Annotated in this window: 22 protein-coding genes and 1 pseudogene; 13 read left to right on the top strand and 10 right to left on the bottom strand. The window is 50.3% G+C overall.

Going from position 1 to position 22,536, the window contains the following annotated elements; genetic code table 11:
* The first annotated feature begins 59 nt into the window (after positions 1-59).
* A complete protein-coding gene (gene galU, locus LCD46_12475) occupies positions 60-968 on the top strand; it encodes a UTP--glucose-1-phosphate uridylyltransferase GalU (protein ID UOY68926.1) in 909 nt (302 codons plus the stop codon).
* Positions 969-1,167: 199 nt separating this feature from the next.
* On the opposite strand, the gene hns is transcribed toward galU, so the two are convergent.
* Both hns and LCD46_12465 read right to left on the bottom strand, forming a co-directional pair.
* Positions 1,168-1,581, bottom strand: coding sequence for a DNA-binding transcriptional regulator H-NS (hns, locus tag LCD46_12470; protein UOY68925.1), 414 nt, complete (start codon positions 1,579-1,581; stop codon positions 1,168-1,170).
* A 498-nt stretch (positions 1,582-2,079) separates the two neighbouring features.
* Positions 2,080-3,200, bottom strand: a protein-coding gene (locus tag LCD46_12465) for an IS3-like element ISSen4 family transposase (GenBank protein ID UOY68924.1) whose coding sequence is annotated in 2 segments (ribosomal slippage) — positions 2,080-2,942 and positions 2,942-3,200 — 1,122 coding nt in all. Because the reading frame shifts where the segments join, the coding sequence is not laid out codon by codon here.
* 156 nt (positions 3,201-3,356) lie between these two features.
* Here LCD46_12465 and tdk point away from each other — a divergent pair.
* Positions 3,357-3,971: a thymidine kinase gene (gene tdk / locus LCD46_12460; protein ID UOY68923.1), complete on the top strand. Its 615-nt coding sequence runs from the start codon at positions 3,357-3,359 to the stop codon at positions 3,969-3,971.
* Between the two features lie 64 nt (positions 3,972-4,035).
* Here tdk and adhE read toward each other — a convergent pair whose 3' ends face one another.
* A complete protein-coding gene (gene adhE, locus LCD46_12455) occupies positions 4,036-6,714 on the bottom strand; it encodes a bifunctional acetaldehyde-CoA/alcohol dehydrogenase (protein UOY68922.1) in 2,679 nt (892 codons plus the stop codon).
* Positions 6,715-7,191: 477 nt separating this feature from the next.
* Here adhE and LCD46_12450 point away from each other — a divergent pair, with 477 nt between their 5' ends.
* The 7 genes from LCD46_12450 (at position 7,192) to LCD46_12420 (ending at position 15,078) form a co-directional block, all read left to right on the top strand.
* A complete protein-coding gene (locus LCD46_12450) occupies positions 7,192-7,839 on the top strand; it encodes a YchE family NAAT transporter (protein ID UOY68921.1) in 648 nt (215 codons plus the stop codon).
* Positions 7,840-8,610: 771 nt separating this feature from the next.
* Positions 8,611-10,242 (top strand): oligopeptide ABC transporter substrate-binding protein OppA, encoded by a 1,632-nt coding sequence (oppA, locus tag LCD46_12445; GenBank protein UOY68920.1) that lies wholly within the window; start codon positions 8,611-8,613, stop codon positions 10,240-10,242.
* Between the two features lie 84 nt (positions 10,243-10,326).
* Positions 10,327-11,247, top strand: coding sequence for an oligopeptide ABC transporter permease OppB (gene oppB, locus LCD46_12440; GenBank protein ID UOY68919.1), 921 nt, complete (start codon positions 10,327-10,329; stop codon positions 11,245-11,247).
* Between the two features lie 12 nt (positions 11,248-11,259).
* Positions 11,260-12,168 (top strand): oligopeptide ABC transporter permease OppC, encoded by a 909-nt coding sequence (gene oppC / locus LCD46_12435; GenBank protein ID UOY68918.1) that lies wholly within the window; start codon positions 11,260-11,262, stop codon positions 12,166-12,168.
* 11 nt (positions 12,169-12,179) lie between these two features.
* Positions 12,180-13,193: an ABC transporter ATP-binding protein gene (locus LCD46_12430; protein UOY68917.1), complete on the top strand. Its 1,014-nt coding sequence runs from the start codon at positions 12,180-12,182 to the stop codon at positions 13,191-13,193.
* Positions 13,190-14,194: a murein tripeptide/oligopeptide ABC transporter ATP-binding protein OppF gene (oppF, locus tag LCD46_12425; protein ID UOY68916.1), complete on the top strand. Its 1,005-nt coding sequence runs from the start codon at positions 13,190-13,192 to the stop codon at positions 14,192-14,194. Before LCD46_12430 ends, oppF begins: the two co-directional genes overlap by 4 nt.
* A gap of 14 nt (positions 14,195-14,208) precedes the next feature.
* The gene (locus LCD46_12420) at positions 14,209-15,078 is read left to right on the top strand and encodes an ion transporter (GenBank protein UOY68915.1); all 870 of its coding nucleotides are present in this window, start codon (positions 14,209-14,211) and stop codon (positions 15,076-15,078) included.
* 31 nt (positions 15,079-15,109) lie between these two features.
* Here LCD46_12420 and LCD46_12415 read toward each other — a convergent pair whose 3' ends face one another.
* Positions 15,110-15,439, bottom strand: coding sequence for an HI1450 family dsDNA-mimic protein (locus LCD46_12415; GenBank protein ID UOY68914.1), 330 nt, complete (start codon positions 15,437-15,439; stop codon positions 15,110-15,112).
* A gap of 33 nt (positions 15,440-15,472) precedes the next feature.
* Positions 15,473-16,933 (bottom strand): cardiolipin synthase, encoded by a 1,461-nt coding sequence (gene cls, locus LCD46_12410; protein UOY68913.1) that lies wholly within the window; start codon positions 16,931-16,933, stop codon positions 15,473-15,475.
* Between the two features lie 144 nt (positions 16,934-17,077).
* Here cls and LCD46_12405 point away from each other — a divergent pair, with 144 nt between their 5' ends.
* Positions 17,078-17,251 carry a YciY family protein gene (locus tag LCD46_12405; protein ID UOY68912.1) on the top strand — a complete coding sequence of 58 codons (174 nt, stop codon included), beginning with the start codon at positions 17,078-17,080 and terminating at the stop codon, positions 17,249-17,251.
* A gap of 107 nt (positions 17,252-17,358) precedes the next feature.
* Positions 17,359-17,993 (top strand): annotated as a pseudogene (leuE, locus tag LCD46_12400) (leucine efflux protein LeuE).
* A gap of 37 nt (positions 17,994-18,030) precedes the next feature.
* Here the strand turns inward: leuE and LCD46_12395 are convergent.
* The gene (locus tag LCD46_12395; protein ID UOY68911.1) at positions 18,031-18,327 is read right to left on the bottom strand and encodes a YciI family protein; all 297 of its coding nucleotides are present in this window, start codon (positions 18,325-18,327) and stop codon (positions 18,031-18,033) included.
* 221 nt (positions 18,328-18,548) lie between these two features.
* Here LCD46_12395 and tonB point away from each other — a divergent pair, with 221 nt between their 5' ends.
* Positions 18,549-19,271, top strand: a complete 723-nt coding sequence (gene tonB / locus LCD46_12390) for a TonB system transport protein TonB (GenBank protein ID UOY72954.1) — start codon at positions 18,549-18,551, stop codon at positions 19,269-19,271.
* A gap of 35 nt (positions 19,272-19,306) precedes the next feature.
* On the opposite strand, the gene yciA is transcribed toward tonB, so the two are convergent.
* The 4 genes from yciA to LCD46_12370 all read right to left on the bottom strand — a co-directional run bounded on the left by yciA (position 19,307) and on the right by LCD46_12370 (position 21,576).
* A complete protein-coding gene (gene yciA, locus LCD46_12385) occupies positions 19,307-19,702 on the bottom strand; it encodes an acyl-CoA thioester hydrolase YciA (GenBank protein UOY68910.1) in 396 nt (131 codons plus the stop codon).
* Between the two features lie 104 nt (positions 19,703-19,806).
* Positions 19,807-20,346: a septation protein A gene (locus LCD46_12380; GenBank protein UOY68909.1), complete on the bottom strand. Its 540-nt coding sequence runs from the start codon at positions 20,344-20,346 to the stop codon at positions 19,807-19,809.
* A gap of 56 nt (positions 20,347-20,402) precedes the next feature.
* Entirely contained in the window at positions 20,403-21,146 is a 744-nt protein-coding gene (locus tag LCD46_12375; protein ID UOY68908.1) for an envelope biogenesis factor ElyC, read from the bottom strand.
* A gap of 25 nt (positions 21,147-21,171) precedes the next feature.
* The gene (locus LCD46_12370) at positions 21,172-21,576 is read right to left on the bottom strand and encodes a YkgJ family cysteine cluster protein (GenBank protein UOY68907.1); all 405 of its coding nucleotides are present in this window, start codon (positions 21,574-21,576) and stop codon (positions 21,172-21,174) included.
* 282 nt (positions 21,577-21,858) lie between these two features.
* Between LCD46_12370 and ompW the strand changes: the two genes are divergently transcribed.
* Positions 21,859-22,491 (top strand): outer membrane protein OmpW, encoded by a 633-nt coding sequence (gene ompW / locus LCD46_12365; protein UOY68906.1) that lies wholly within the window; start codon positions 21,859-21,861, stop codon positions 22,489-22,491.
* Positions 22,492-22,536: the final 45 nt, after the last annotated feature.

The following is a 22,536-nucleotide window of genomic DNA, read 5'->3' as shown; positions in this document are numbered from 1 at the left end:
ACTCAACGCGTTATTTATTGCATAAAAGTTCAAAACTTGAACAGCTCAGGAGAATTTGAATGGCTGCCCTAAATTCGAAAGTCAGAAAGGCCGTTATCCCGGTAGCGGGATTGGGGACCAGGATGTTACCAGCAACTAAGGCGATTCCTAAAGAGATGCTGCCTCTGGTTGATAAGCCATTAATCCAGTACGTCGTTAATGAGTGTATCGCAGCCGGCATCACTGAAATTGTGCTGGTTACGCATTCATCAAAAAACTCTATCGAAAACCATTTCGATACAAGTTTTGAACTTGAAGCCATGCTGGAAAAGCGTGTTAAGCGTCAGTTGTTACAGGAAGTGCAGTCTATTTGCCCTCCGCACGTGACTATTATGCAGGTTCGTCAGGGGCTGGCTAAAGGCCTGGGTCATGCGGTTATGTGTGCCCACCCTGTTGTCGGTGATGAGCCAGTAGCGGTAATACTGCCTGACGTTATTCTGGATGAATACGAATCAGATCTTTCTCAGGATAATTTGGCTGAAATGATCAAGCGTTTTGATGAAACAGGTAGCAGCCAGATTATGGTTGAGCCAGTTGAAGACGTAACCGCTTACGGTGTGGTTGACTGCAAAGGCGTTAACCTTGAGCCTGGCGAAAGCGTGCCAATGGTTGGCGTTGTAGAGAAGCCAAAAGCCGACGTGGCGCCTTCTAACCTGGCAGTGGTGGGTCGCTATGTCCTGAGTGCGGAAATCTGGCCTCTGCTTGCTAAAACGCCTCCAGGAGCGGGTGATGAGATCCAACTGACCGATGCTATTGATATGCTGATCGAGAAAGAGACCGTTGAGGCTTACCATATGAAAGGTAAGAGCCATGACTGCGGTAATAAGCTCGGTTATATGCAGGCATTTGTTGAATATGGCATTCGCCACAATACCCTGGGTGAAGAATTTAAAACCTGGCTCAAAGAGAACGTGGGTATTAAGAAATAACCAGGGCAGCAAATGTTTGAGACCGGTGAGGCGTTGCCCACCGGTTTTTTTATGCCCATAACACTCGTTATCCCGCTTGAATGTAAGAGATGGCAATAGCCGAATAAGATTCTATGACAGAGTGTAAGGGGATGTTGGTGATAAAATTGTGGTTAAAAAAAATCCCGCATTACGCGGGATTTTATGGAATGTGGCTTGATTAATCCTTGATCAGGAAGTCATCCAGCTGTTTACCTTGCTCATCCATGGCTTTCTTGATAACAGCAGGAGTACGACCCTGGCCAGTCCAGGTTTTAGTTTCGCCATTCTCATCAACGTAGCTATATTTAGCAGGACGGGCAGCGCGTTTTGCTTTGGTGCCGGTTTTAGCTGCAGCCATGCTGTTCAGCAATTCGTTTGGATCGATACCATCAGCAATCAGCATTTCACGATATTGTTGCAGTTTACGAGTGCGCTCTTCGATTTCAGCTGCTGCAGCGCTTTCTTCTTCGCGACGTTCATTAACTACAACTTCCAATTTTTCCAGCATTTCTTCAAGCGTTTCGAGGGTGCATTCTCTAGCCTGCGCACGAAGAGTACGGATGTTGTTCAGAATTTTAAGTGCTTCGCTCATTGTAGTAATCTCAAACTTATAATGGGGGGGTGGTTTGTTGACCTAATAATAGAGCCATAAATTCAGTTGTGCAATAGCCAGGAATGTAAGGAATTCAAAAAATACTAAATAAAGCCACTATTATTAATTACGCTAACTTAAATTTCATCTCCCAGGAATCTCGCTTGTTATCAGCGTAAGCCTGCGCAACCTGCTCGATTGCATCTTTTTTTGTGACATTTACCGCAGGAATTATAGTTGCTGCGGATAAATATCAGCCTTTTGTATTAGTTCCATTGAGCGATGTTAAGACAGTAATAGTTAATAAATAGTGAATTTTAATGAACATTGATTCCACTATAAAATGAAGTGTTATGTTTGACTGACCTTATAACATATAGACCTGATTGATTACGTTTACTCTCTGTTTTAACAGATTATTTTCGTAATCTGAGGGTGCTTAACTCCGCTCTGAACCGCATCGTCTGTGTGACCTGCCCCCACGATTAGATACAACACTCAGTTAGTAACGTCGGAATCTTCATTCTCAGAATGACCCTTTCTCCAGCCCGCTGCAAATTCAGACGGTGTCTGATAATTCAGCGTGGAGTGCGGGCGGCATTCGTTATAATCCTGCCGCCAGTCATTAATAATTTTCCTGGCATGAACGATATCGCTGAACCAGTGCTCATTCAAACATTCATCGCGAAATCGTCCGTTAAAGCTCTCAATAAATCCGTTCTGCGTTGGCTTGCCCGGCTGGATTAAGCGCAACTCAACACCATGCTCAAAGGCCCATTGATCCAGTGCACGGCAAGTGAACTCCGGCCCCTGGTCAGTTCTTATCGTCGCCGGATAGCCTCGAAACAGTGCAATGCTGTCCAGAATACGCGTGACCTGAACGCCTGAAATCCCAAAGGCAACAGTGACCGTCAGGCATTCCTTTGTGAAATCATCGACGCAGGTAAGACACTTGATCCTGCGACCGGTGGAAAGTGCGTCCATGACGAAATCCATCGACCAGGTCAGATTGGGCGCCGCCGGACGGAGCAGCGGCAGACGTTCTGTTGCCAGCCCTTTACGACGTCTTCTGCGTTTTACGCCCAGGCCACTGAGGTGATAAAGCCGGTACACGCGCTTATGATTAACATGAAGCCCTTCACGGCGCAGCAACTGCCAAATACGACGGTAGCCAAAACGCCTGCGCTCCAGTGCCAGCTCAGTGATGCGCCCTGATAAATGCGCATCAGCAGCCGGACGGTGAGCCTCATAGCGGCAGGTCGACAGGGATAAACCTGTAAGCCTGCAGGCACGACGTTGCGACAGACCGGTCGCATCACACATCAACATCACGGCTTCCCGCTTCTGGTCTGTCGTCAGTACTTTCGCCCAAGAGCCACCTGAAGCGCCTCTTTATCCAGCATGGCTTCGGCAAGCAGCTTCTTGAGTCTGGCGTTCTCTTCCTCAAGCGACTTCAGGCGCTTAACTTCAGGCACCGCCATACCGCCATACTTCTTACGCCAGGTGTAAAACGTGGCATCGGAAATGGCATGCTTGCGGCAGAGTTCACGGGCGGGTACCCCAGCTTCGGCTTCGCGGAGAATACTGATGATCTGTTCGTCGGAAAAACGCTTCTTCATGGGGATGTCCTCATGTGGCTTATGAAGACATTACTAACATCGGGGTGTACTAATCAACGGGGAGCAGGTCATGTGCGCTGAGTCGCTGTTGACCAGACAAAATATGGTACAATCAATCATCGGGAATATTACACATTGATTAGGGTTTTACGGCCAATGGCACAACTTTATTTCTACTATTCGGCAATGAATGCCGGAAAATCCACAGCACTGCTTCAATCCTCGTACAATTACCAGGAACGAGGAATGCGTACTGTTGTTTATACGGCTGAAATTGACGATCGCTTTGGTGCAGGGAAGGTGAGTTCCAGAATAGGCCTTTCGTCTCCGGCCAGGCTGTTTAACCCGCAAACTGACCTGCTGGAGGACATTCGCGCAGCGCATGCCACGCAGCCTATTCATTGTGTTCTGGTTGATGAGAGCCAGTTTCTGACGCGTGAGCAGGTTCATGCGCTTTCAGAGGTGGTAGATGGGCTCGATATCCCTGTTCTTTGCTATGGGCTGCGTACAGACTTCCGTGGCGAGCTATTCGCAGGGAGCCAGTATTTGCTTGCCTGGTCAGATAAACTCGTCGAACTCAAAACTATCTGCTTTTGCGGCAGGAAAGCCAGTATGGTGCTTCGTCTCGACCAGGCCGGAAAGCCTTATGCAGATGGTGAGCAGGTGGTGATAGGCGGCAATGAACGCTATGTTTCTGTCTGCCGTAAGCATTATAAAGAAGCGCTGTCTGTAGGCTCGCTGACGGCGATTCAGCACGACAACAGAAAATAATTTTCACCGTGTTCTTCAGACATAAAAAAACCCGCCATTGGCGGGTTTTTTATCAGACTGTCAGTTAAGCGCTTTTCTTCGCTTTTTTGTCAGCTTTTACCGCAGGAGCTTCAACTTTAGCCACTGCTACATCACCTTCTTTGAACTCACGACCGTAGTAGGTATCCAGCAGAATCTGTTTCAGCTCGGAGATCAGTGGGTAGCGCGGGTTAGCACCAGTACACTGGTCATCGAAGGCATCTTCAGACAGTTTATCTACGTGGGCGAGGAAGTCAGCTTCCTGAACGCCAGCTTCACGGATAGATTTAGGAATACCCAGTTCAGCTTTGAGGCTTTCCAGCCATGCCAGCAGTTTCTCAATCTTCGCAGCAGTACGGTCACCCGCAGCGCTCAGACCCAGATGGTCAGCGATTTCAGCGTAACGGCGACGTGCTTGCGGACGGTCGTACTGGCTGAATGCAGTCTGCTTGGTTGGGTTATCATTCGCGTTATAACGGATAACGTTGCTGATCAACAGGGCGTTCGCCAGACCGTGAGGAATGTGGAACTGAGAACCCAGTTTGTGCGCCATTGAGTGGCAAACACCCAGGAAGGCGTTAGCAAACGCGATACCGGCGATGGTTGCTGCACTGTGTACACGCTCACGTGCTACAGGGTTTTTCGACCCTTCATTGTAGGATGCTGGCAGGTTTTCTTTCAGCAGTTTCAGAGCCTGCAGAGCCTGACCATCAGAGAACTCAGACGCCAGTACGGAAACGTAAGCTTCCAGAGCGTGAGTAACCGCATCCAGACCACCGAAGGCACACAGTGATTTCGGCATTTCCATGACCAGGTTGGCGTCAACAATCGCCATGTCTGGGGTCAGTGCGTAGTCAGCCAGTGGGTATTTCTGACCTGTTGCATCGTCAGTAACAACCGCAAACGGAGTCACTTCTGAACCGGTACCGGAAGTGGTAGTAACGGCGATCATTTTCGCTTTTACGCCCATTTTCGGGAACTTGTAGATACGTTTACGGATATCCATAAAGCGCAGCGCCAGTTCTTCAAAGTGAGTTTCCGGATGTTCGTACATTACCCACATGATTTTCGCGGCGTCCATTGGGGAACCGCCACCCAGTGCGATAATCACATCTGGTTTGAAGGAGTTCGCCAGTTCAGCACCTTTGCGAACAACGCTCAGGGTTGGGTCAGCTTCAACTTCAAAGAAGACTTCAGTTTCGACGCCAGCCGCTTTCAGAACAGAGGTGATCTGGTCAGCGTAGCCGTTGTTGAACAGGAAACGGTCAGTCACGATGAGCGCACGTTTGTGGCCATCAGTAATCACTTCATCCAGCGCAATTGGCAGAGAGCCACGGCGGAAGTAGATAGATTTCGGAAGTTTGTGCCACAACATGTTTTCAGCTCGCTTAGCAACGGTTTTCTTGTTGATCAGATGTTTTGGACCAACGTTTTCAGAGATGGAGTTACCACCCCAGGAACCACAACCCAGAGTCAGGGAAGGTGCGAGTTTGAAGTTGTACAGGTCACCGATACCACCCTGAGAAGCAGGGGTGTTAATCAGGATACGTGCAGTTTTCATCTTCTGACCGAAGTGAGCAACACGTTCTGGCTGATTATCCTGGTCGGTGTACAGGCAAGAGGTGTGACCGATACCGCCCATGGCAACCAGTTTCTCTGCTTTCTCTACTGCATCGTCGAAATCTTTCGCGCGGTACATTGCCAGAGTCGGAGACAGTTTTTCGTGTGCAAATGGCTCGCTCTCATCAACAACTTTCACTTCACCGATCAGGATCTTAGTGGTTGCCGGAACGGTGAAACCTGCGAGTTCAGCAATTTTATACGCTGGCTGCCCAACGATAGCGGCGTTCAGTGCGCCATTTTTCAGGATGATGTCCTGAACGGCTTTCAGCTCTTTGCCCTGCAGCATGTAGCCGCCGTGGCTGGCGAAGCGTTCGCGAACCGCGTCATATACGGAATCTACAACAACAACGGACTGTTCAGATGCACAGATAACGCCGTTATCGAAGGTTTTGGACATCAGTACAGAAGCAACAGCACGTTTGATATCAGCCGTTTCGTCGATAACAACAGGAGTGTTACCTGCGCCTACGCCGATTGCTGGTTTACCGGAGCTGTACGCTGCTTTAACCATGCCAGGACCACCGGTCGCCAGGATCAGGTTAATGTCTGGGTGGTGCATCAGTGCGTTGGACAGTTCAACAGAAGGTTGGTCAATCCAGCCGATCAGGTCTTTTGGTGCGCCTGCAGCGATAGCCGCCTGCAATACGATATCAGCAGCTTTGTTCGTTGCATCTTTAGCACGTGGGTGCGGAGAGAAGATAATTGCGTTACGGGTCTTCAGGCTAATCAGTGATTTGAAGATAGCAGTAGACGTTGGGTTGGTGGTTGGAACGATACCGCAAATGATGCCGATAGGTTCTGCAATCGTGATAGTACCGAAGGTGTCGTCTTCAGACAGCACGCCACAGGTTTTCTCATCTTTATAGGCGTTGTAGATATACTCAGAAGCAAAGTGGTTTTTGATCACTTTATCTTCAACGATACCCATACCGGATTCGGCAACGGCCATTTTAGCGAGAGGGATTCGAGCATCTGCAGCAGCCAGAGCGGCCGCGCGGAAGATTTTATCAACCTGTTCTTGGGTGAAATTGGCATATTCACGCTGGGCTTTTTTAACGCGCTCGACGAGGGCGTTCAGTTCAGCGATATTAGTAACAGCCATAATGCTCTCCTGATAATGTTTAAACTCTTTTAGTAAACCAGCGCTCGATACGTCAGACAGTATAGACAGAGCTGATATGACTTGCGTAACACAAAATAAAACAAAGAGTTACTTTCTACACCAGCACACTAATTTACTAAAAGAGCCTTACCTTAGCATCATCCCTTTTTGTCAGGTGACCTCCCTGGGGTGTAACCAAGATTACTCACTTCTGAGTACGGAAATCATGATCTGCGTCAATTTTCCCCCAAGCTGATACCTTTCAGCAGGGTTATTTCTTTGAGATTTTTCCAGTGTTAAATAATTACGTAAGTATTGGAAGTGGCGCTATCATTGATTCTACATATGTTTAACATCCTGAAATGATAACGTTTTGGCACAGATTTCGAGTGAAGTATGCTAATAAAAAGGGTATCTTCAGCGCGATTTCACATGACAAATTGTCAGTCCCGGGCATGCGCATAAGCGGAGCAAAACGTGATCCAAACGCTCTTTGATTTTCCAACGTATTTTAAATTTTTTATTGGTTTGTTTGCCCTGGTCAACCCGGTGGGGATCATTCCTGTCTTCATTAGTATGACCAGTTACCAGACGGCGGCGGCCAGGAACAAGACCAACCTCACCGCCAACCTGTCAGTGGCTATCATATTGCTCACCTCCCTTTTTCTGGGGGACGCCATTCTTCAGCTCTTCGGGATTTCGATCGACTCTTTCCGCATTGCGGGTGGGATCCTGGTTGTGACCATCGCCATGTCTATGATCAGCGGTAAGCTGGGTGAGGATAAACAGAACAAACAGGAGAAGTCAGAAACTGCCATCCGTGAAAGCATTGGCGTGGTACCGCTGGCGTTACCGCTTATGGCTGGCCCCGGAGCCATCAGTTCAACGATTGTCTGGGGCACGCGTTACCATAGCCTGATGCATTTGATTGGCTTTTCCGTGGCCATTGCCATTTTCGCGCTCTGCTGCTGGGGAGTATTCCGCATGGCGCCCTGGCTGGTGCGCTTATTGGGGCAGACGGGCATCAACGTTATAACCCGTATCATGGGCCTGCTGTTGATGGCGTTAGGGATCGAATTTATTGTCACCGGTATTAAAAGCATTTTCCCCGGCTTGTTACACTAATATTTCATATGAAAGAACGGAGCTACAGCTCCGTTTTTTTACGTGATTATCAGTAAATCATATAACTAAAGTTGAAATGCTCACATATCATAATAAATTCTACTAATAATGTTCATCTCTTGTATTTCAATAAGTTATTAATTTCCTTCCAACCCGCCTGCGCAGAAAACCTTCGATCGCTCTGTTATTTTACTCACATGATACTCTGGGGCTTGCTGAGATATAACCGAAATGATATTAGTAATTTCAACATTCCCCTAGATGAATGTGCTAAATAATAACCAGTTGTTAAATTTTTGTACAAAAACACTCGATGATAGCGCAGCGACGCGCTTGTAGAGGAGGTTTCCTCTATCTTATTGAATGTCATGTTTTTTAGTGGCGTTTGATGTCTGGCAGGGCTGCCCTCAACGATACGGTTCTCACCGTAAAAGAGAATTGCTTAACAAATTTGCAAAATGTATTGGCGTGCGTTTACGCCATTTGATACTTTCCGGCCTACTATTTTGCAGCATAAAACAAGTAGATGAGAATTATTTTCATATGCTTCTCTTCTCAGATATCCAGCGCAGGTCTCAAACAGGGGAGGCCTGTAAAGAATCGACGCAAGACGGCCATACGAGCGGTCAGTAATAAAAAAGTCGGTGATAGCAAGAAGTAAAAAAGAAGAACCTGGCAGCAGCAAAAAAAACTCCTGCGCTGTACAGGCCCCAACAGGGGATTACACAGCTGGCGAAGGCCAGTCATTATAATGAGTGGAGTACCAACACAATGTCCATCATCACAAAAAAAAATCTGGTAGCGGCGGGGATTTTAACTGCGCTAATCGCGGGCAACGCTGCAATGGCTGCGGACGTACCTGCAGGTGTTCAACTGGCTGAAAAACAGACGTTGGTTCGTAACAACGGTGCGGAAGTTCAGTCTCTTGACCCGCATAAAATTGAAGGTGTTCCCGAGTCAAACGTTAACCGCGACCTGTTCGAAGGTCTGCTGGTGACTGACGTAGACGGCCACCCGGCACCTGGTGTGGCAGAAAAATGGGAAAATAAAGATTTCAAAGTCTGGACTTTCCATCTGCGTAAAGATGCGAAATGGTCAGACGGCACGCCGGTTACCGCCGAAGATTTCGTTTATAGCTGGCAGCGTCTGGCGAATCCAAATACTGCCTCTCCGTATGCGAGCTACCTGCAATATGGCCACATTGCCAATATTGATGACATCATCGCAGGCAAAAAACCGGTCACCGACCTGGGCGTGAAAGCGATCGATGCGAATACCTTTGAAGTCACGTTGAGCGAACCTGTTCCGTACTTCTATAAGCTGCTTGTTCACCCGTCTGTTTCTCCAGTTCCAAAATCCGCAGTGGAAAAATTTGGTGAAAAATGGACTCAGCCTGCCAATATCGTGACCAACGGTGCCTACAAACTGAAAGACTGGGTAGTCAACGAACGTATGGTTCTGGAGCGTAACCCGCAATATTGGGACAACGCGAAAACCGTGATTAATCAGGTGACGTACCTGCCAATTTCTTCCGAAGTGACTGACGTTAACCGCTACCGTAGCGGTGAAATTGACATGACCTATAACAACATGCCGATTGAACTGTTCCAGAAGCTGAAAAAAGAAATTCCTAAAGAAGTGCATGTTGATCCGTATCTGTGCACCTATTACTACGAAATCAACAACCAGAAAGCACCATTCACCGATGTTCGTGTCCGTACGGCACTGAAACTGGCACTGGATCGCGATATCATCGTGAACAAAGTGAAAAACCAGGGCGATCTGCCAGCATACAGCTATACCCCTCCATACACTGATGGCGCAAAACTGACTGAACCAGATTGGTTCAAACAGACGCAAGAGCAGCGTAACGCAGAAGCGAAGAAACTGCTCGCCGAAGCTGGCTATACTGCTGATAAGCCGCTGACCTTCAGCCTGCTGTATAACACCTCCGATCTGCACAAAAAACTGGCTATCGCCGTCGCCTCGATCTGGAAAAAGAACCTGGGCGCAAACGTGAAGCTGGAGAACCAGGAGTGGAAGACCTTCCTGGATAGCCGTCATCAGGGCACCTTCGATGTGGCGCGTGCTGGCTGGTGTGCGGACTATAACGAACCAACCTCCTTCCTGAACACCATGCTGAGCGACAGCTCGAACAACACCGCGCACTATAAGAGCCCGGCATTCGACAAGCTGATTGGCGACACGCTGAAAACAACTGACGAAGCACAGCGTACTGAACTGTACTCTAAAGCTGAGCTGCAGTTGGATAAAGATTCCGCGATCGTTCCGGTTTACTACTACGTCAACGCCCGTCTGGTGAAACCGTGGGTAGGTGGCTATACCGGTAAAGACCCGATGGATAATATCTACGTTAAAAACTTGTATATTATCAAGCATTAATGGCAATGAGTGGGGCGAGTTCGCTCGCCCCACGGTGTCTAACCGACGTCACAATATATAGGCACACGCCAGAAGGTACGGGCAATGTTTAAATTTATCCTACGTCGCTGTCTTGAAGCGATTCCAACGCTGTTTATTCTGATTACAATTTCCTTCTTCATGATGCGTCTTGCGCCGGGAAGTCCATTTACCGGTGAACGTACGTTGCCGCCAGAAGTCATGGCGAATATTGAAGCGAAATATCACCTGAACGATCCTATCTCCACCCAGTACTTCAATTATCTGAAGCAGCTGGCTCACGGTGATTTTGGACCGTCATTCAAATATAAAGACTATTCCGTTAACGACCTGGTGGCTTCCAGCTTCCCTGTATCGGCAAAGCTGGGTGCTGCGGCATTTTTGCTGGCCGTTGTTCTCGGGGTGACTGCAGGCGTTATCGCCGCGCTTAAACAAAATACCAAATGGGATTATACCGTAATGGGGGTGGCGATGACTGGGGTAGTCATACCCAGCTTCGTTGTCGCGCCGTTACTGGTGATGATATTTGCCATCACGCTGAAATGGCTACCTGGCGGTGGCTGGAACGGCGGGGCGTTAAAGTTCATGATTTTGCCGATGGTGGCATTATCTCTGGCGTACATCGCCAGCATTGCGCGTATCACCCGTGGTTCAATGATCGAAGTGTTGCATTCGAACTTCATTCGAACCGCGCGCGCTAAAGGGCTGCCGATGCGTCGGATTATCTTCCGCCACGCGCTCAAACCGGCGCTGTTGCCTGTGCTCTCCTACATGGGGCCGGCATTCGTCGGTATCATCACTGGCTCAATGGTTATCGAAACGATCTACGGTCTGCCGGGTATTGGTCAACTGTTCGTAAATGGCGCGCTCAACCGCGACTATTCGCTGGTACTGAGCCTGACCATTCTCGTTGGTGCGCTGACCATTCTCTTTAACGCAATTGTCGATGTGCTGTATGCCGTCATCGACCCGAAAATCCGTTACTAACTGGAGCACGCCATGATGTTGAGTAAGAAAAACAGCGAGGCGCTGGAAAACTTCAGTGAAAAACTGGAAGTAGAAGGTCGTAGCCTCTGGCAGGACGCGCGTCGCCGCTTTATGCACAACCGTGCCGCGGTAGCCAGTCTGGCCGTACTGGTGATCATCGCGCTGTTTGTGACCCTGGCGCCGATGCTGTCGCAATTTACCTATTTCGACACCGACTGGGGCATGATGTCCAGTGCACCTGATATGGAGTCCGGACACTATTTTGGTACGGATTCCTCCGGACGCGATCTGCTGGTACGAGTCGCTATCGGAGGCCGTATTTCGCTGATGGTCGGTATCGCTGCTGCACTGGTGGCGGTGATTGTGGGCACGCTCTATGGCTCACTCTCAGGCTACCTTGGCGGTAAAGTGGACTCCGTGATGATGCGTCTGCTGGAAATCCTGAACTCCTTCCCGTTCATGTTCTTCGTTATCCTGTTGGTGACCTTCTTTGGCCAGAACATCCTGTTGATTTTCGTGGCTATCGGGATGGTTTCCTGGCTGGATATGGCGCGTATTGTCCGCGGACAGACACTGAGCCTCAAACGCAAAGAGTTTATCGAAGCCGCGCAGGTGGGTGGCGTATCAATCGGTAATATTGTGGTTCGCCATATCGTTCCTAACGTGCTGGGGGTGGTGGTGGTTTATGCTTCACTGCTGGTACCAAGCATGATTCTGTTTGAATCCTTCCTGAGCTTCCTGGGGCTGGGTACGCAAGAGCCTCTGAGCAGCTGGGGTGCACTCCTGAGTGATGGTGCAAACTCCATGGAAGTCTCTCCGTGGTTACTGCTTTATCCGGCGGGTTTCCTGGTCGTTACCCTGTTTTGTTTCAACTTTATCGGCGATGGCCTGCGTGATGCCCTCGACCCGAAAGACCGTTAAGGAGCGCCGTCATGACAATTATTGAAACGGCCGCTGCGCCGCAGGCGCAACAGCAGAGCAAACTTCTGCTGGATGTGAAAGATCTCCGTGTAACCTTTAAAACCCCGGACGGAGACGTAACCGCCGTTAACGATCTCAACTTCGACCTGCGTGCAGGTGAAACGCTGGGGATTGTTGGTGAATCTGGTTCCGGAAAATCCCAGACTGCATTTGCGTTGATGGGACTGCTGGCTGCAAACGGTGTTATCGGAGGTTCCGCGAAATTCAACGGACGTGAAATCCTCAACCTGCCGGAACATGAGCTGAACAAGCTGCGTGCCGAGCAGATCTCGATGATTTTCCAGGATCCGATGACTTCGCTGAACCCGTACATGCGTGTTGGCGAGCAGCTGATGGAAGTCCTGATGCTGCACAAAGGTCTGGGCAAAGCGGAAGCGTTTGAAGAGTCAGTCAAAATGCTGGATGCGGTGAAAATGCCGGAAGCCCGTAAGCGCATGCGTATGTTCCCGCACGAATTTTCTGGTGGCATGCGTCAGCGTGTGATGATTGCGATGGCGTTGCTGTGCCGGCCAAAACTGCTGATTGCTGATGAACCCACCACCGCGCTGGACGTCACCGTTCAGGCACAAATCATGACCCTGTTAAACGAGCTTAAGCGCGAGTTCAACACAGCGATCATCATGATCACCCACGACCTTGGCGTTGTGGCGGGCATCTGTGACAAAGTGCTGGTGATGTATGCCGGCCGTACCATGGAATATGGCAACGCGCGTGATGTGTTCTATCACCCAGCCCACCCGTACTCAATTGGTCTGTTGAATGCGGTACCGCGTCTCGATGCGGAAGGGGAATCTCTGCTCACCATTCCGGGTAACCCGCCAAACCTGCTGCGTCTGCCGAAAGGTTGTCCGTTCCAGCCGCGTTGCCCGCATGCGATGGAAATCTGCAACAGCGCTCCGCCGCTGGAAGCGTTTGCACCAGGCCGCCTGCGCGCCTGCTTTAAGCCGCAGGAGGAGTTGGTATGAACGCATTAGATGAAAAACGCAATGTGCTGCTCGAAATCGCTGACCTTAAAGTGCATTTTGACATCAAAGACGGTAAACAGTGGTTCTGGCAACCATCTAAGACCCTGAAAGCGGTCGATGGTGTCACGCTGCGTTTGTACGAAGGCGAAACCCTGGGCGTGGTAGGGGAGTCTGGCTGCGGTAAATCCACCTTCGCGCGCGCCATTATTGGTCTGGTAAAAGCCACCGGCGGCAAAGTGGCCTGGCTGGGTAAAGACTTGTTGGGGATGAAGCCTGACGAGTGGCGTGACGTGCGTAGTGATATCCAGATGATTTTCCAGGATCCACTGGCATCATTGAACCCGCGTATGACCATCGGTGAGATTATTGCCGAGCCGCTGCGTACTTATCATCCGAAGATGGCTCGTCAGGAAGTTCGCGATCGCGTGAAGGCGATGATGATGAAAGTTGGCCTGTTGCCTAACCTTATCAACCGCTACCCGCACGAATTCTCAGGCGGCCAGTGTCAGCGTATTGGTATTGCACGTGCGTTGATCCTCGAACCGAAGCTGATCATCTGTGATGAGCCCGTCTCCGCGCTGGACGTATCCATTCAGGCACAGGTGGTCAACCTGCTGCAGAAACTGCAGCGTGAAATGGGGCTGTCACTCATTTTTATCGCGCACGATCTGGCCGTGGTGAAACACATCTCGGACCGCGTACTGGTAATGTACTTAGGCCATGCAGTGGAGCTGGGCACCTATGATGAGGTGTACCACAACCCGTTGCACCCTTATACCAAAGCGCTGATGTCCGCAGTACCGATCCCCGATCCCGATCTGGAAAAGAATAAAACGATTCAGCTTCTGGAAGGGGAATTACCCTCACCGATTAACCCGCCGTCGGGCTGCGTCTTCCGTACGAGATGCCCAATGGCCGGGCCGGAATGTGCGAAAACGCGACCGGTTCTGGAAGGCAGTTTCCGACATGCGGTTTCCTGCCTGAAAGTAGACCCGTTATAATCGCAAGGGCTGACATGATGTCAGCCCTTATTTTTTGCGAGGTTACTGTGTCGCTTTTAATCACGCCCGCCCGTCGGCGGCTTTACCATTTTTTATTCGATCCTGAAACCGTAACCGGGAGACGCTTCGAAGGCCTCTGTGGTTTATTTGCGCTGCTCAGCGTGGTTGTGATCTTTATTGAGTCTGGTGTCGGGACGCAATACCACCTGACGTTTGACGAGTGGCATATTTTTGTCTGGCTTGAGTTGGCGATTACCCTGGTCTTTACCGCGGAATATTGCCTGAGAGTCATTTGCTGGCCCAACCCGGCCAGATATGTTTTCAGCTTTTGGGGATTTATTGATTTAGCGACCATCCTGCCGCTCTATGTGATGTGGCTGTGGCCGGAAATTAGCCTGAGTTACGTCTTTGCCTGGCGAGCGATGCGCGTCATTCGGGTATTACGTATCCTTAAATTACTGCGTTTTATGCCGTCATTGCACGTGTTCTGGAGCGCGATAGTCAGCGCACGGCACCAGCTTATTCTGTTCTATTCATTTATTGCCATCGTCATGATTGTTTTCGGCGCGCTGATGTATCTGATAGAAGGGCCAAAATATGGCTTCACGACGCTTAATGCCTCGGTCTATTGGGCCATCGTGACCGTGACGACCGTGGGTTATGGTGATATCACACCGCATACCCCATTGGGACGTATTGTGGCATCAGTGCTGATCCTGATTGGCTATTCGGTGATTGCAATCCCGACAGGGCTCATTACCACACATATGAGCAGTGCCTTTCAGAGTCGCAAACAGCAGCGCAAATGCCCGAATTGTCATCAGGGTGAGCATGAACACAGCGCACGGTTTTGTAACCGCTGCGGAAGCGAATTACCGGATTAAATAAAAAAGGCTGCAATCGCAGCCTTTTTTACTATTCGCGCCAGAGGATATGGCACAGTTTGTGGTCTTTCTCGCGGCACAGCAGGACGCGGGCGAAGATGTCATTTATTTCGCCGCCATCTTCATCGGCCAGCCCAATCACTACTTCGGCAAAGAAGTCAGGATTAAGGTCGAAATCCACATGCTCAGCCCAGTCTTCTGAAGGGTCGAACAATTCGGCACCGCCGCGCTCTTCGAACTGCAGATTAAAGAGGATCACGTCTGCGGGATCGAGGTTATCAACCGCCAGTTCGAGAAAAATGTCATAGGCCTGCTCGAGCGTTTCGTCTTCGGTCAGGCGATTGTTCAGATCCATTTCCATGATGACTACCTGTTTAACATCGTTGGGCACGTTTTACAGCAACGGACTAAAGAAGTAAAACAGTCGTTCGGCAATTCTCTGCCACATTGGACGTTTTACCCACAGTCTGGCATCCAGCAGTCGCGAGCGGGAGATATAATCATCCTGGACTGCCGCCAGGTCACCGCCAAAACCGGCGTCATCAATCACCAGCGTGATTTCAAAATTGAGCCACAGACTCCGCATATCCAGGTTTACCGTGCCTACCAGGCTCAGCTCACCGTCGACGAGAACGCTCTTGGTATGGAGTAATCCGCCTTCAAACTGATAAATTTTCACCCCTGCGGCCAACAGTTCGCTAAAGAATGCCCGGCTGGCCCAGCCTACCAGTAGGGAGTCATTTTTGCGTGGCAAAATGATACTTACGTCGACACCACGTTGCGCCGCCGTACAGATTGCGTGCAGCAGGTCATCGCTGGGGACAAAGTATGGCGTGGTCATGATCAGGTATTCACGGGCTGAGTAGGTTGCCGTCAGCAGCGCCTGATGAATCAAATCTTCAGGGAAGCCTGGCCCGGATGCAATCGTATGAATGGTGTGCCCGCTGGCCTCTTCAAACGGCATAATATTGCCGTCCGGTGGTGGTGGCAGAATACGTTTACCGGTTTCAATCTCCCAGTCGCATGAGTAAACGATACCCATAGAGGTGGCAATCGGCCCCTCCATTCTTGCCATCAAATCAACCCATTGCCCAACTCCCGAATCCTGTTTAAAGAAGCGTGGGTCGACCATGTTCATACTGCCGGTGTAGGCAATATAGTTATCGATCATGATCATCTTACGGTGCTGGCGGAGATCCATCCGGCGCAAAAAGACACGCAGGAGGTTAACCTTCAGCGCCTCAACCACTTCGATACCGGCATTACGCATCATGCCCGCCCACGGGCTGCGGAAAAATGCCACGCTGCCTGCAGAGTCCAGCATCAGTCGGCAGTGAATGCCCCGACGTGCTGCGGCCATCAGGGATTCAGCAACCTGATCGGCCATACCACCGGGCTGCCAGATGTAAAACACCATCTCAATGTTATGGCGAGCCAATTGAATATCGCGGATCAACGCCTGCATAACATCGTCAGAAGTGGTCAGCAACTGGAGCTGATTGCCTTTGACACCGCCAATCCCCTGACGGCGCTCGCAAAGTTTAAACAGCGACGCGGCAACACTGCTGTTCTCTTCGGCAAAAATATGTTTGCAGGCTTTAAGGTCGTTAAGCCACTTCGCGGTCGAGGGCCACATGGCGCGGGCACGCTCGGCGCGGCGCTTGCCCAGATGAAGCTCACCGAAAGAGAGATAGGCAATGATCCCTACCAGCGGGAGGATGTAGATTATCAGAAGCCAGGCCATGGCAGAGGGTACGGCTCTGCGCTTCATCAGGATGCGTAATGTCACACCCGCGATTAACAGCCAGTATCCCAGAATGACCAGCCAACTCACCACGGTGTAGAAGGTTGTCATAGGTTAAAAAATCCTTTTGAAAGCGTATTGTTATGAGTGTACGCATCAGGATTCATCTGGCAAATAAAAACGCCAGGTAAAAGCGCTGGTTTGCTGTAGTGTTGGGTTTATAATGGCATCTCTGTTAGAGAAAGAGTTGTAGACATGAAGCGCAGTAGAACTGAAGTAGGGCGCTGGCGCATGTTGCGACAGGTGAGTCGTCGCAAGGCACGTTGGCTGGAAGCACAATCCCGCCGCAATATGCGTATTCACGCCATCAGAAAATGTGGAATGACCCGGCACCGCAACGCGTTGCTGTTCGCAGTCCAGGATATCTGATAACCATGAGGGCACCGCAAGGTGCCCACTGATTTTATAGCGTCTGATTTTTAGGAATAGCGTTTTTGCAGCGATATTCCCGTTGTTTTTAGCAAAAGGAGGGAGAAGTGTTTGCGGAGTTTGGTGTACTGAATTTCTGGACGTACGTTGTAGGCGCATTTTTTATCGTGCTGGTACCTGGGCCGAATACCCTGTTTGTGCTCAAACCGGGATTGGTCACGGCGTTAAAAAAGGGTACCTCGCCGCGACAGGTGTATTTATCGGCGATGCGGTACTGATGTTTCTGGCCTGGGCGGGTGTTGCGGCATTAATCCAGACCACGCCGGTACTGTTTAACATCGTGCGCTATCTCGGGGCTTTTTATCTGCTCTGGCTGGGGGGCAAAATGCTCTGGTCGGTGATCACCCGTAAGAATCATGCCCACGAGAGCGGCGCCGAGCCCGCCAGCATGATCATGAAACGTTCGCTGGTGTTGAGCCTCACGAATCCAAAAGCGATTCTGTTCTACGTCTCGTTCTTCGTGCAGTTTATCGACGTGAATGCGGAAAATACGGGGACCTCTTTCCTGATCCTCGCTACCACCCTCGAGCTGATTAGCTTTATGTATATGAGCTTCCTGATCTTCTCTGGGGCGTTTGTCACGCGTTACCTGAAAACCAAAAAGAAACTGGCAAAACTGGGGAACGGGCTGATAGGGCTGCTGTTTGTCGGGTTTGCGGCAAGGTTAGCATCGCTGCATTAATTGCCAAAAAGGCTCCGGTGACGGAGCCTTTTTTGTATCAGAATACTTTCTTATAAGGGCGAACGGTCACCTTTGCATACACACCGGCCGCAACGTATGGGTCTGCATCAGCCCAGGCCTGAGCCGCTTCCTGAGATTCAAACTCGGCAATAACCGTGGAGCCAGAAAAACCAGCGGCACCCGGATCATTGCTGTCGACTGCTGGCATTGGGCCGGCGGTCAGTAATCGACCTTCATCCTGCAGCAGCTGTAAGCGTGCCAGATGGGCAGGGCGAACAGACAGACGTTTCTCGAGGGAATCCGCGACATCTTCAGAGTAAATCACGTAAAGCACGGTGAAGCTCCTTAACCGTTAAAAGTGTCAGTTACGTTATGTGAAAGGGCAATTGACTGCAATGCAAAGATAAAAACAATGTTAATACCCTGATCTGAATGCCCCTTTTTTGGCCTCTCCTGCGCTTAAATTGCGCCAGAACAAAGTGTCTTATTGAATATGATTGCTATTTGCATTTAAAATCAATGTTCGATTTTTTAACGTTGATGATTATGACTGCGATGACCCTTGATTTACCTCGCCGCTTTCCCTGGCCGACGCTGCTTTCTGTCGTTATTCACGGTGCCGTCGTGGCGGGTTTGCTCTATACCTCGGTTCATCAGGTTATTGAAATGCCCGCGCCCGCGCAGCCGATTTCTGTGACGATGGTTTCGCCAGCGGATCTCGAACCACCGCAGGCTGCGCCTGCGCCGCCACAGCCAGTTGCTGAACCTGAGCCGGAGCCCGAGCCGATTCCGGAGCCGCCGAAGGAAGCACCTGTGGTGATCCACAAACCTAAACCGGAGCCAAAGCCTAAGCCGAAGCCAAAGCCGGTGAAGAACGTTGAGGAACGTCCGAAACGCGAAGAGCGTCCGGTTGAGCCGCGCGCCACCCAGACAGTAGAGAATGCGGCACCTTCACGTCCGGCAATGAACAACACGGCGACAACCGCTAAGCCGACAGTATCGGCGCCAGCAGGCCCGCGAGCACTGAGTCGTAACCAGCCTCAGTATCCTGCTCGAGCTCAGGCATTACGTATTGAAGGGCGCGTAAGGGTAAAATTCGACGTCACTGCGGATGGTCGTGTTGATAATGTGGAAATATTATCTGCTCAACCTTCTAATATGTTTGAGCGAGAAGTGAAATCCGCGATGCGCAGATGGCGATACGAAGCTGGAAAACCGGGAAACGGGTTGATAGTGAATATTGTTTTCCGTCTGAATGGCGGGGCACAGATGGAATAAGAGAAGCCTCCGTATGGAGGCTTTTTTTCGGTCTATCAGGCTTGCGGAAGTTGACGAGGTTTCCCTTCGCTATCCACTGCGACATAAATAAACAGCGCTTCTGTCGCTTTATAACGCTGGCCAATCGGTTCTGAAGAGACCTTCTTGACCCATACTTCTATATTGATCGAAATGGAGGTGTTGCCGCGTTTGACGCAACGCGCGTAACAGCAAACCACATCACCCACCGCAACCGGACGCAGGAAGGTCATGCCATCCACTCTCACGGTCACCACGCGTCCATGGGCGATCTCTTTTGCCAGAATTGCACCGCCCATATCCATCTGCGACATCAGCCAGCCGCCAAAAATATCGCCATTGGCATTGGTGTCAGCGGGCATTGCCAGTGTGCGTAAAACCAGTTCGCCCTGAGGGGCGTTAGTTGTTGTCATTGTTTTAACTCATAACGGAAGACTTCAGGCGGGATGCTACTATGATTCGCGTGCGGAGAGAATAGACCAGAACGCCTGTCGTTGACGTTCTGGTCAGTCATTAATCAGTGGTTGTCGTCCTGTGGCATATGACGATAGATGTATACACCGCTTAACAACGTAAAGATAAGCGTCAGCGCGGTCAGGCCGAAGACCTTAAAGTTGACCCAGATATTCTGCGGCAGCCAGAAGGCGATATAGATATTGGCAAGTCCACAAAGAATAAAGAATACCGCCCAGGCAATATTCAGGCGGGACCATACTTCCTGCGGTAGCGTCAGCTCTTTGCCCAGCATGCGCTGGATCAGTGGTTTTTTCATTACCCACTGGCTGATCAGTAATGCACCTGCAAACAGGGCGTAGATCACAGTGACTTTCCACTTGATAAATTCATCATTGTGGAAGAAGAGGGTTAGCCCACCGAATACGGCTACCAGGACAAACGTCACCAGTGCCATCTTTTCCACTTTACGATAGCGAACCCAGCTGTAGATCAGCACAACCGCAGTTGCAACGATCAATGCCGTGGTGGCGGCATAAATGTCGTAAAGCTTATAAAACGCGAAAAAGACGACGAGCGGTAAAAAATCAAGAAACTGCTTCATTCTGTGATTCCATCTTCTGTGTTGAGCCGGGTCCGATAAGGCACCCGACATCAGGATTACTGACGAATTAACATATACAGGCGGAACAGATAAACCAGCAGTACCGCTGAAATCAGGTTGCTTAGCGTATTCGCGACTACCGCACCTACGTTTGGCGTTAACACCGCAAAATTCGGCGCAAACAATAACAAGAGCGTTTTAGCCAGCAGCCAGCCGATCACGGCGGGCGCCACCAGACGCATATTAGCCCATGCCAGCCTGATGCTGCTGCGCATTGCGGTAAAAATCCCCATTTTATCCTGCACAATCATCACTGGGGCAAAAGCGAGCACGATAGCCAGCAACACACCCGGTACCACGACCAGCATAATCCCCATCTGCACCAGCAGGGTGGTTAAGAAAATCAGGATAAACAGCTTAGGTAAGACCGGTGCGCTGGCTCCAATCGCCCGTAAAGCGCTGACCCGATGCCCCGCCGACACCAGTTGAATCATTAGCAGAACGCCACCGGCCAGCACCGCATTACCAATCAGACCTGAGAAAGTGGATGCAGCGGAAGCCCGCAGCAGAATTTGTTGCTGCTCAGGCGTCATGTTTTGTACCAGTTCAAACAACCCTACGCTTCCTGCAAGGTGGTCGCCCTGGCTCAGGCTGGCAATTTGTTCTTCACTTGGTGAGAACGCATGGCCAAGCACCACCGTGATAAAGGCGCATAGCAACGCGATCAGTAAAAAGGTAATGAACTGATTGCGGAAAAAGTTTCCCGTGTCACGGTAGACAGACTTCGCCGTGATAGACATGCACTCTCCTTGAGTATTGCAGGTGTTAATTAGCCGGCAATTGTACACCGGATGCACCTGCTGTGGCAGCATCAAGGCTTGTATGGAAAAGCATATCTTTGTAAAGCGGCGGTAATCCAACGCGCGCGCGTGCGCGGTTACAGGCTTCGTTGACCTGCCCATCTTCCCCCGACATGGCAAATTCCCTGCACGGGCTGGGGCGATCCTCATAGATGGAACATCGGGTCGAAACCCCGGGCTCACCCTGTAGCGCTGCACAGCGGACCTGTTTTTGGTTGGTGCCACTCATGCAGCGCAGAAAAGGCGTTAGCGGCTCAGTGAGATGAACCGGAACGGCACCGCCGCCATCGCTGGCTTCGGCCCAGTAGAAAGAGACTCGAAAATACGCACAACAGGCTCCGCACGTCATGCACGGGTTCATATCACTCATGGCACACCTGCAAAAGAAGAACGCATCAAATCAACTTGTGAGAGCGATAAATTATCCAGCCACCAGAGGAAGAGCAAGAGGGGGAAAAGGGAAAATTTTGTAACCGTGAAATGCCAAAAATTGACATGGAGACAACTTATTGGTTTTGGGTGCGCAACAAAAAATTAATCCAGATCAATGAATGTTAAGTTACTGGTTTTAATGTGATCTGTGGCAGATCACTTATTACTCATTTATGAGTATATTCTCACCCGCGATTAAAACCACAACGATGGAGCGGATATGAAAAAATTAGCGGTGGCAGCCCTTGTATTAAGCAGTCTCTCTGGCGGCGCGTATGCGCATGAAGCAGGCGAATTCTTTATTCGTGCCGGTTCGGCTACGGTTCGCCCTACTGAAGGTTCCGACAATGTGCTGGGGATGGGCGGTTTTAACGTCAGTAATAATACCCAGTTAGGTTTAACGTTTACTTATATGGCGACGGATAACATTGGTGTTGAGCTTCTGGCTGCGACGCCATTCCGCCATCGCGTTGGCCTTGGGCCGACTGGCGATATCGCCACAGTTCATCATTTACCACCAACGTTGATGGCGCAGTGGTACTTTGGCGATGCCAGCAGCAAAGTGCGTCCGTATATTGGCGCCGGTGTGAACTACACAACCTTCTTTGATGAGAAATTTAACGATACCGGTAAAGAGGCGGGTCTGTCAGACCTCAGTCTGAAAGATTCCTGGGGCATGGCCGGGCAGGTAGGTCTTGATTATCTGATTAACCGTGACTGGTTAATTAACGCCTCAGTCTGGTACATGGATATTGATACGGACGTACGCTTCAAAGCAGGCGGTCAACAGCAAAGTATCAGTACTCGCCTGGACCCGTGGGTATTTATGTTCTCCGCGGGTTATCGTTTCTAATTTCATCACCTGAGACTGGCCATAAAACGGCCAGTCTTTCTGCGG

The organism is Enterobacter ludwigii, from assembly GCA_023023105.1.
Lineage (GTDB): Bacteria > Pseudomonadota > Gammaproteobacteria > Enterobacterales > Enterobacteriaceae > Enterobacter > Enterobacter adelaidei.
The sequence above is the reverse complement of the archived record's forward strand: the minus strand, read 5'-3'. Positions and strand labels throughout refer to the sequence as shown.

Excerpts from the sequence above, each read along its gene's own strand:
- yciA (UOY68910.1), bottom strand. The coding sequence starts at position 19,702 with ATGACAACAACTAACGCCCCTCAGGGCGAACTGGTTTTACGCACACTG.
- LCD46_12415 (UOY68914.1), bottom strand. The coding sequence starts at position 15,439 with ATGGAAATGGATCTGAACAATCGCCTGACCGAAGACGAAACGCTCGAG.
- galU (UOY68926.1), top strand. The coding sequence starts at position 60 with ATGGCTGCCCTAAATTCGAAAGTCAGAAAGGCCGTTATCCCGGTAGCG.
- LCD46_12405 (UOY68912.1), top strand. The coding sequence starts at position 17,078 with ATGAAGCGCAGTAGAACTGAAGTAGGGCGCTGGCGCATGTTGCGACAG.
- oppA (UOY68920.1), top strand. The coding sequence starts at position 8,611 with ATGTCCATCATCACAAAAAAAAATCTGGTAGCGGCGGGGATTTTAACT.
- LCD46_12375 (UOY68908.1), bottom strand. The coding sequence starts at position 21,146 with ATGTCTATCACGGCGAAGTCTGTCTACCGTGACACGGGAAACTTTTTC.
- oppB (UOY68919.1), top strand. The coding sequence starts at position 10,327 with ATGTTTAAATTTATCCTACGTCGCTGTCTTGAAGCGATTCCAACGCTG.
- hns (UOY68925.1), bottom strand. The coding sequence starts at position 1,581 with ATGAGCGAAGCACTTAAAATTCTGAACAACATCCGTACTCTTCGTGCG.
- ompW (UOY68906.1), top strand. The coding sequence starts at position 21,859 with ATGAAAAAATTAGCGGTGGCAGCCCTTGTATTAAGCAGTCTCTCTGGC.
- cls (UOY68913.1), bottom strand. The coding sequence starts at position 16,933 with ATGACAACCTTCTACACCGTGGTGAGTTGGCTGGTCATTCTGGGATAC.
- tonB (UOY72954.1), top strand. The coding sequence starts at position 18,549 with ATGACCCTTGATTTACCTCGCCGCTTTCCCTGGCCGACGCTGCTTTCT.
- oppF (UOY68916.1), top strand. The coding sequence starts at position 13,190 with ATGAACGCATTAGATGAAAAACGCAATGTGCTGCTCGAAATCGCTGAC.
- LCD46_12430 (UOY68917.1), top strand. The coding sequence starts at position 12,180 with ATGACAATTATTGAAACGGCCGCTGCGCCGCAGGCGCAACAGCAGAGC.
- LCD46_12420 (UOY68915.1), top strand. The coding sequence starts at position 14,209 with ATGATGTCAGCCCTTATTTTTTGCGAGGTTACTGTGTCGCTTTTAATC.
- oppC (UOY68918.1), top strand. The coding sequence starts at position 11,260 with ATGATGTTGAGTAAGAAAAACAGCGAGGCGCTGGAAAACTTCAGTGAA.
- LCD46_12380 (UOY68909.1), bottom strand. The coding sequence starts at position 20,346 with ATGAAGCAGTTTCTTGATTTTTTACCGCTCGTCGTCTTTTTCGCGTTT.
- adhE (UOY68922.1), bottom strand. The coding sequence starts at position 6,714 with ATGGCTGTTACTAATATCGCTGAACTGAACGCCCTCGTCGAGCGCGTT.
- LCD46_12370 (UOY68907.1), bottom strand. The coding sequence starts at position 21,576 with ATGAGTGATATGAACCCGTGCATGACGTGCGGAGCCTGTTGTGCGTAT.
- tdk (UOY68923.1), top strand. The coding sequence starts at position 3,357 with ATGGCACAACTTTATTTCTACTATTCGGCAATGAATGCCGGAAAATCC.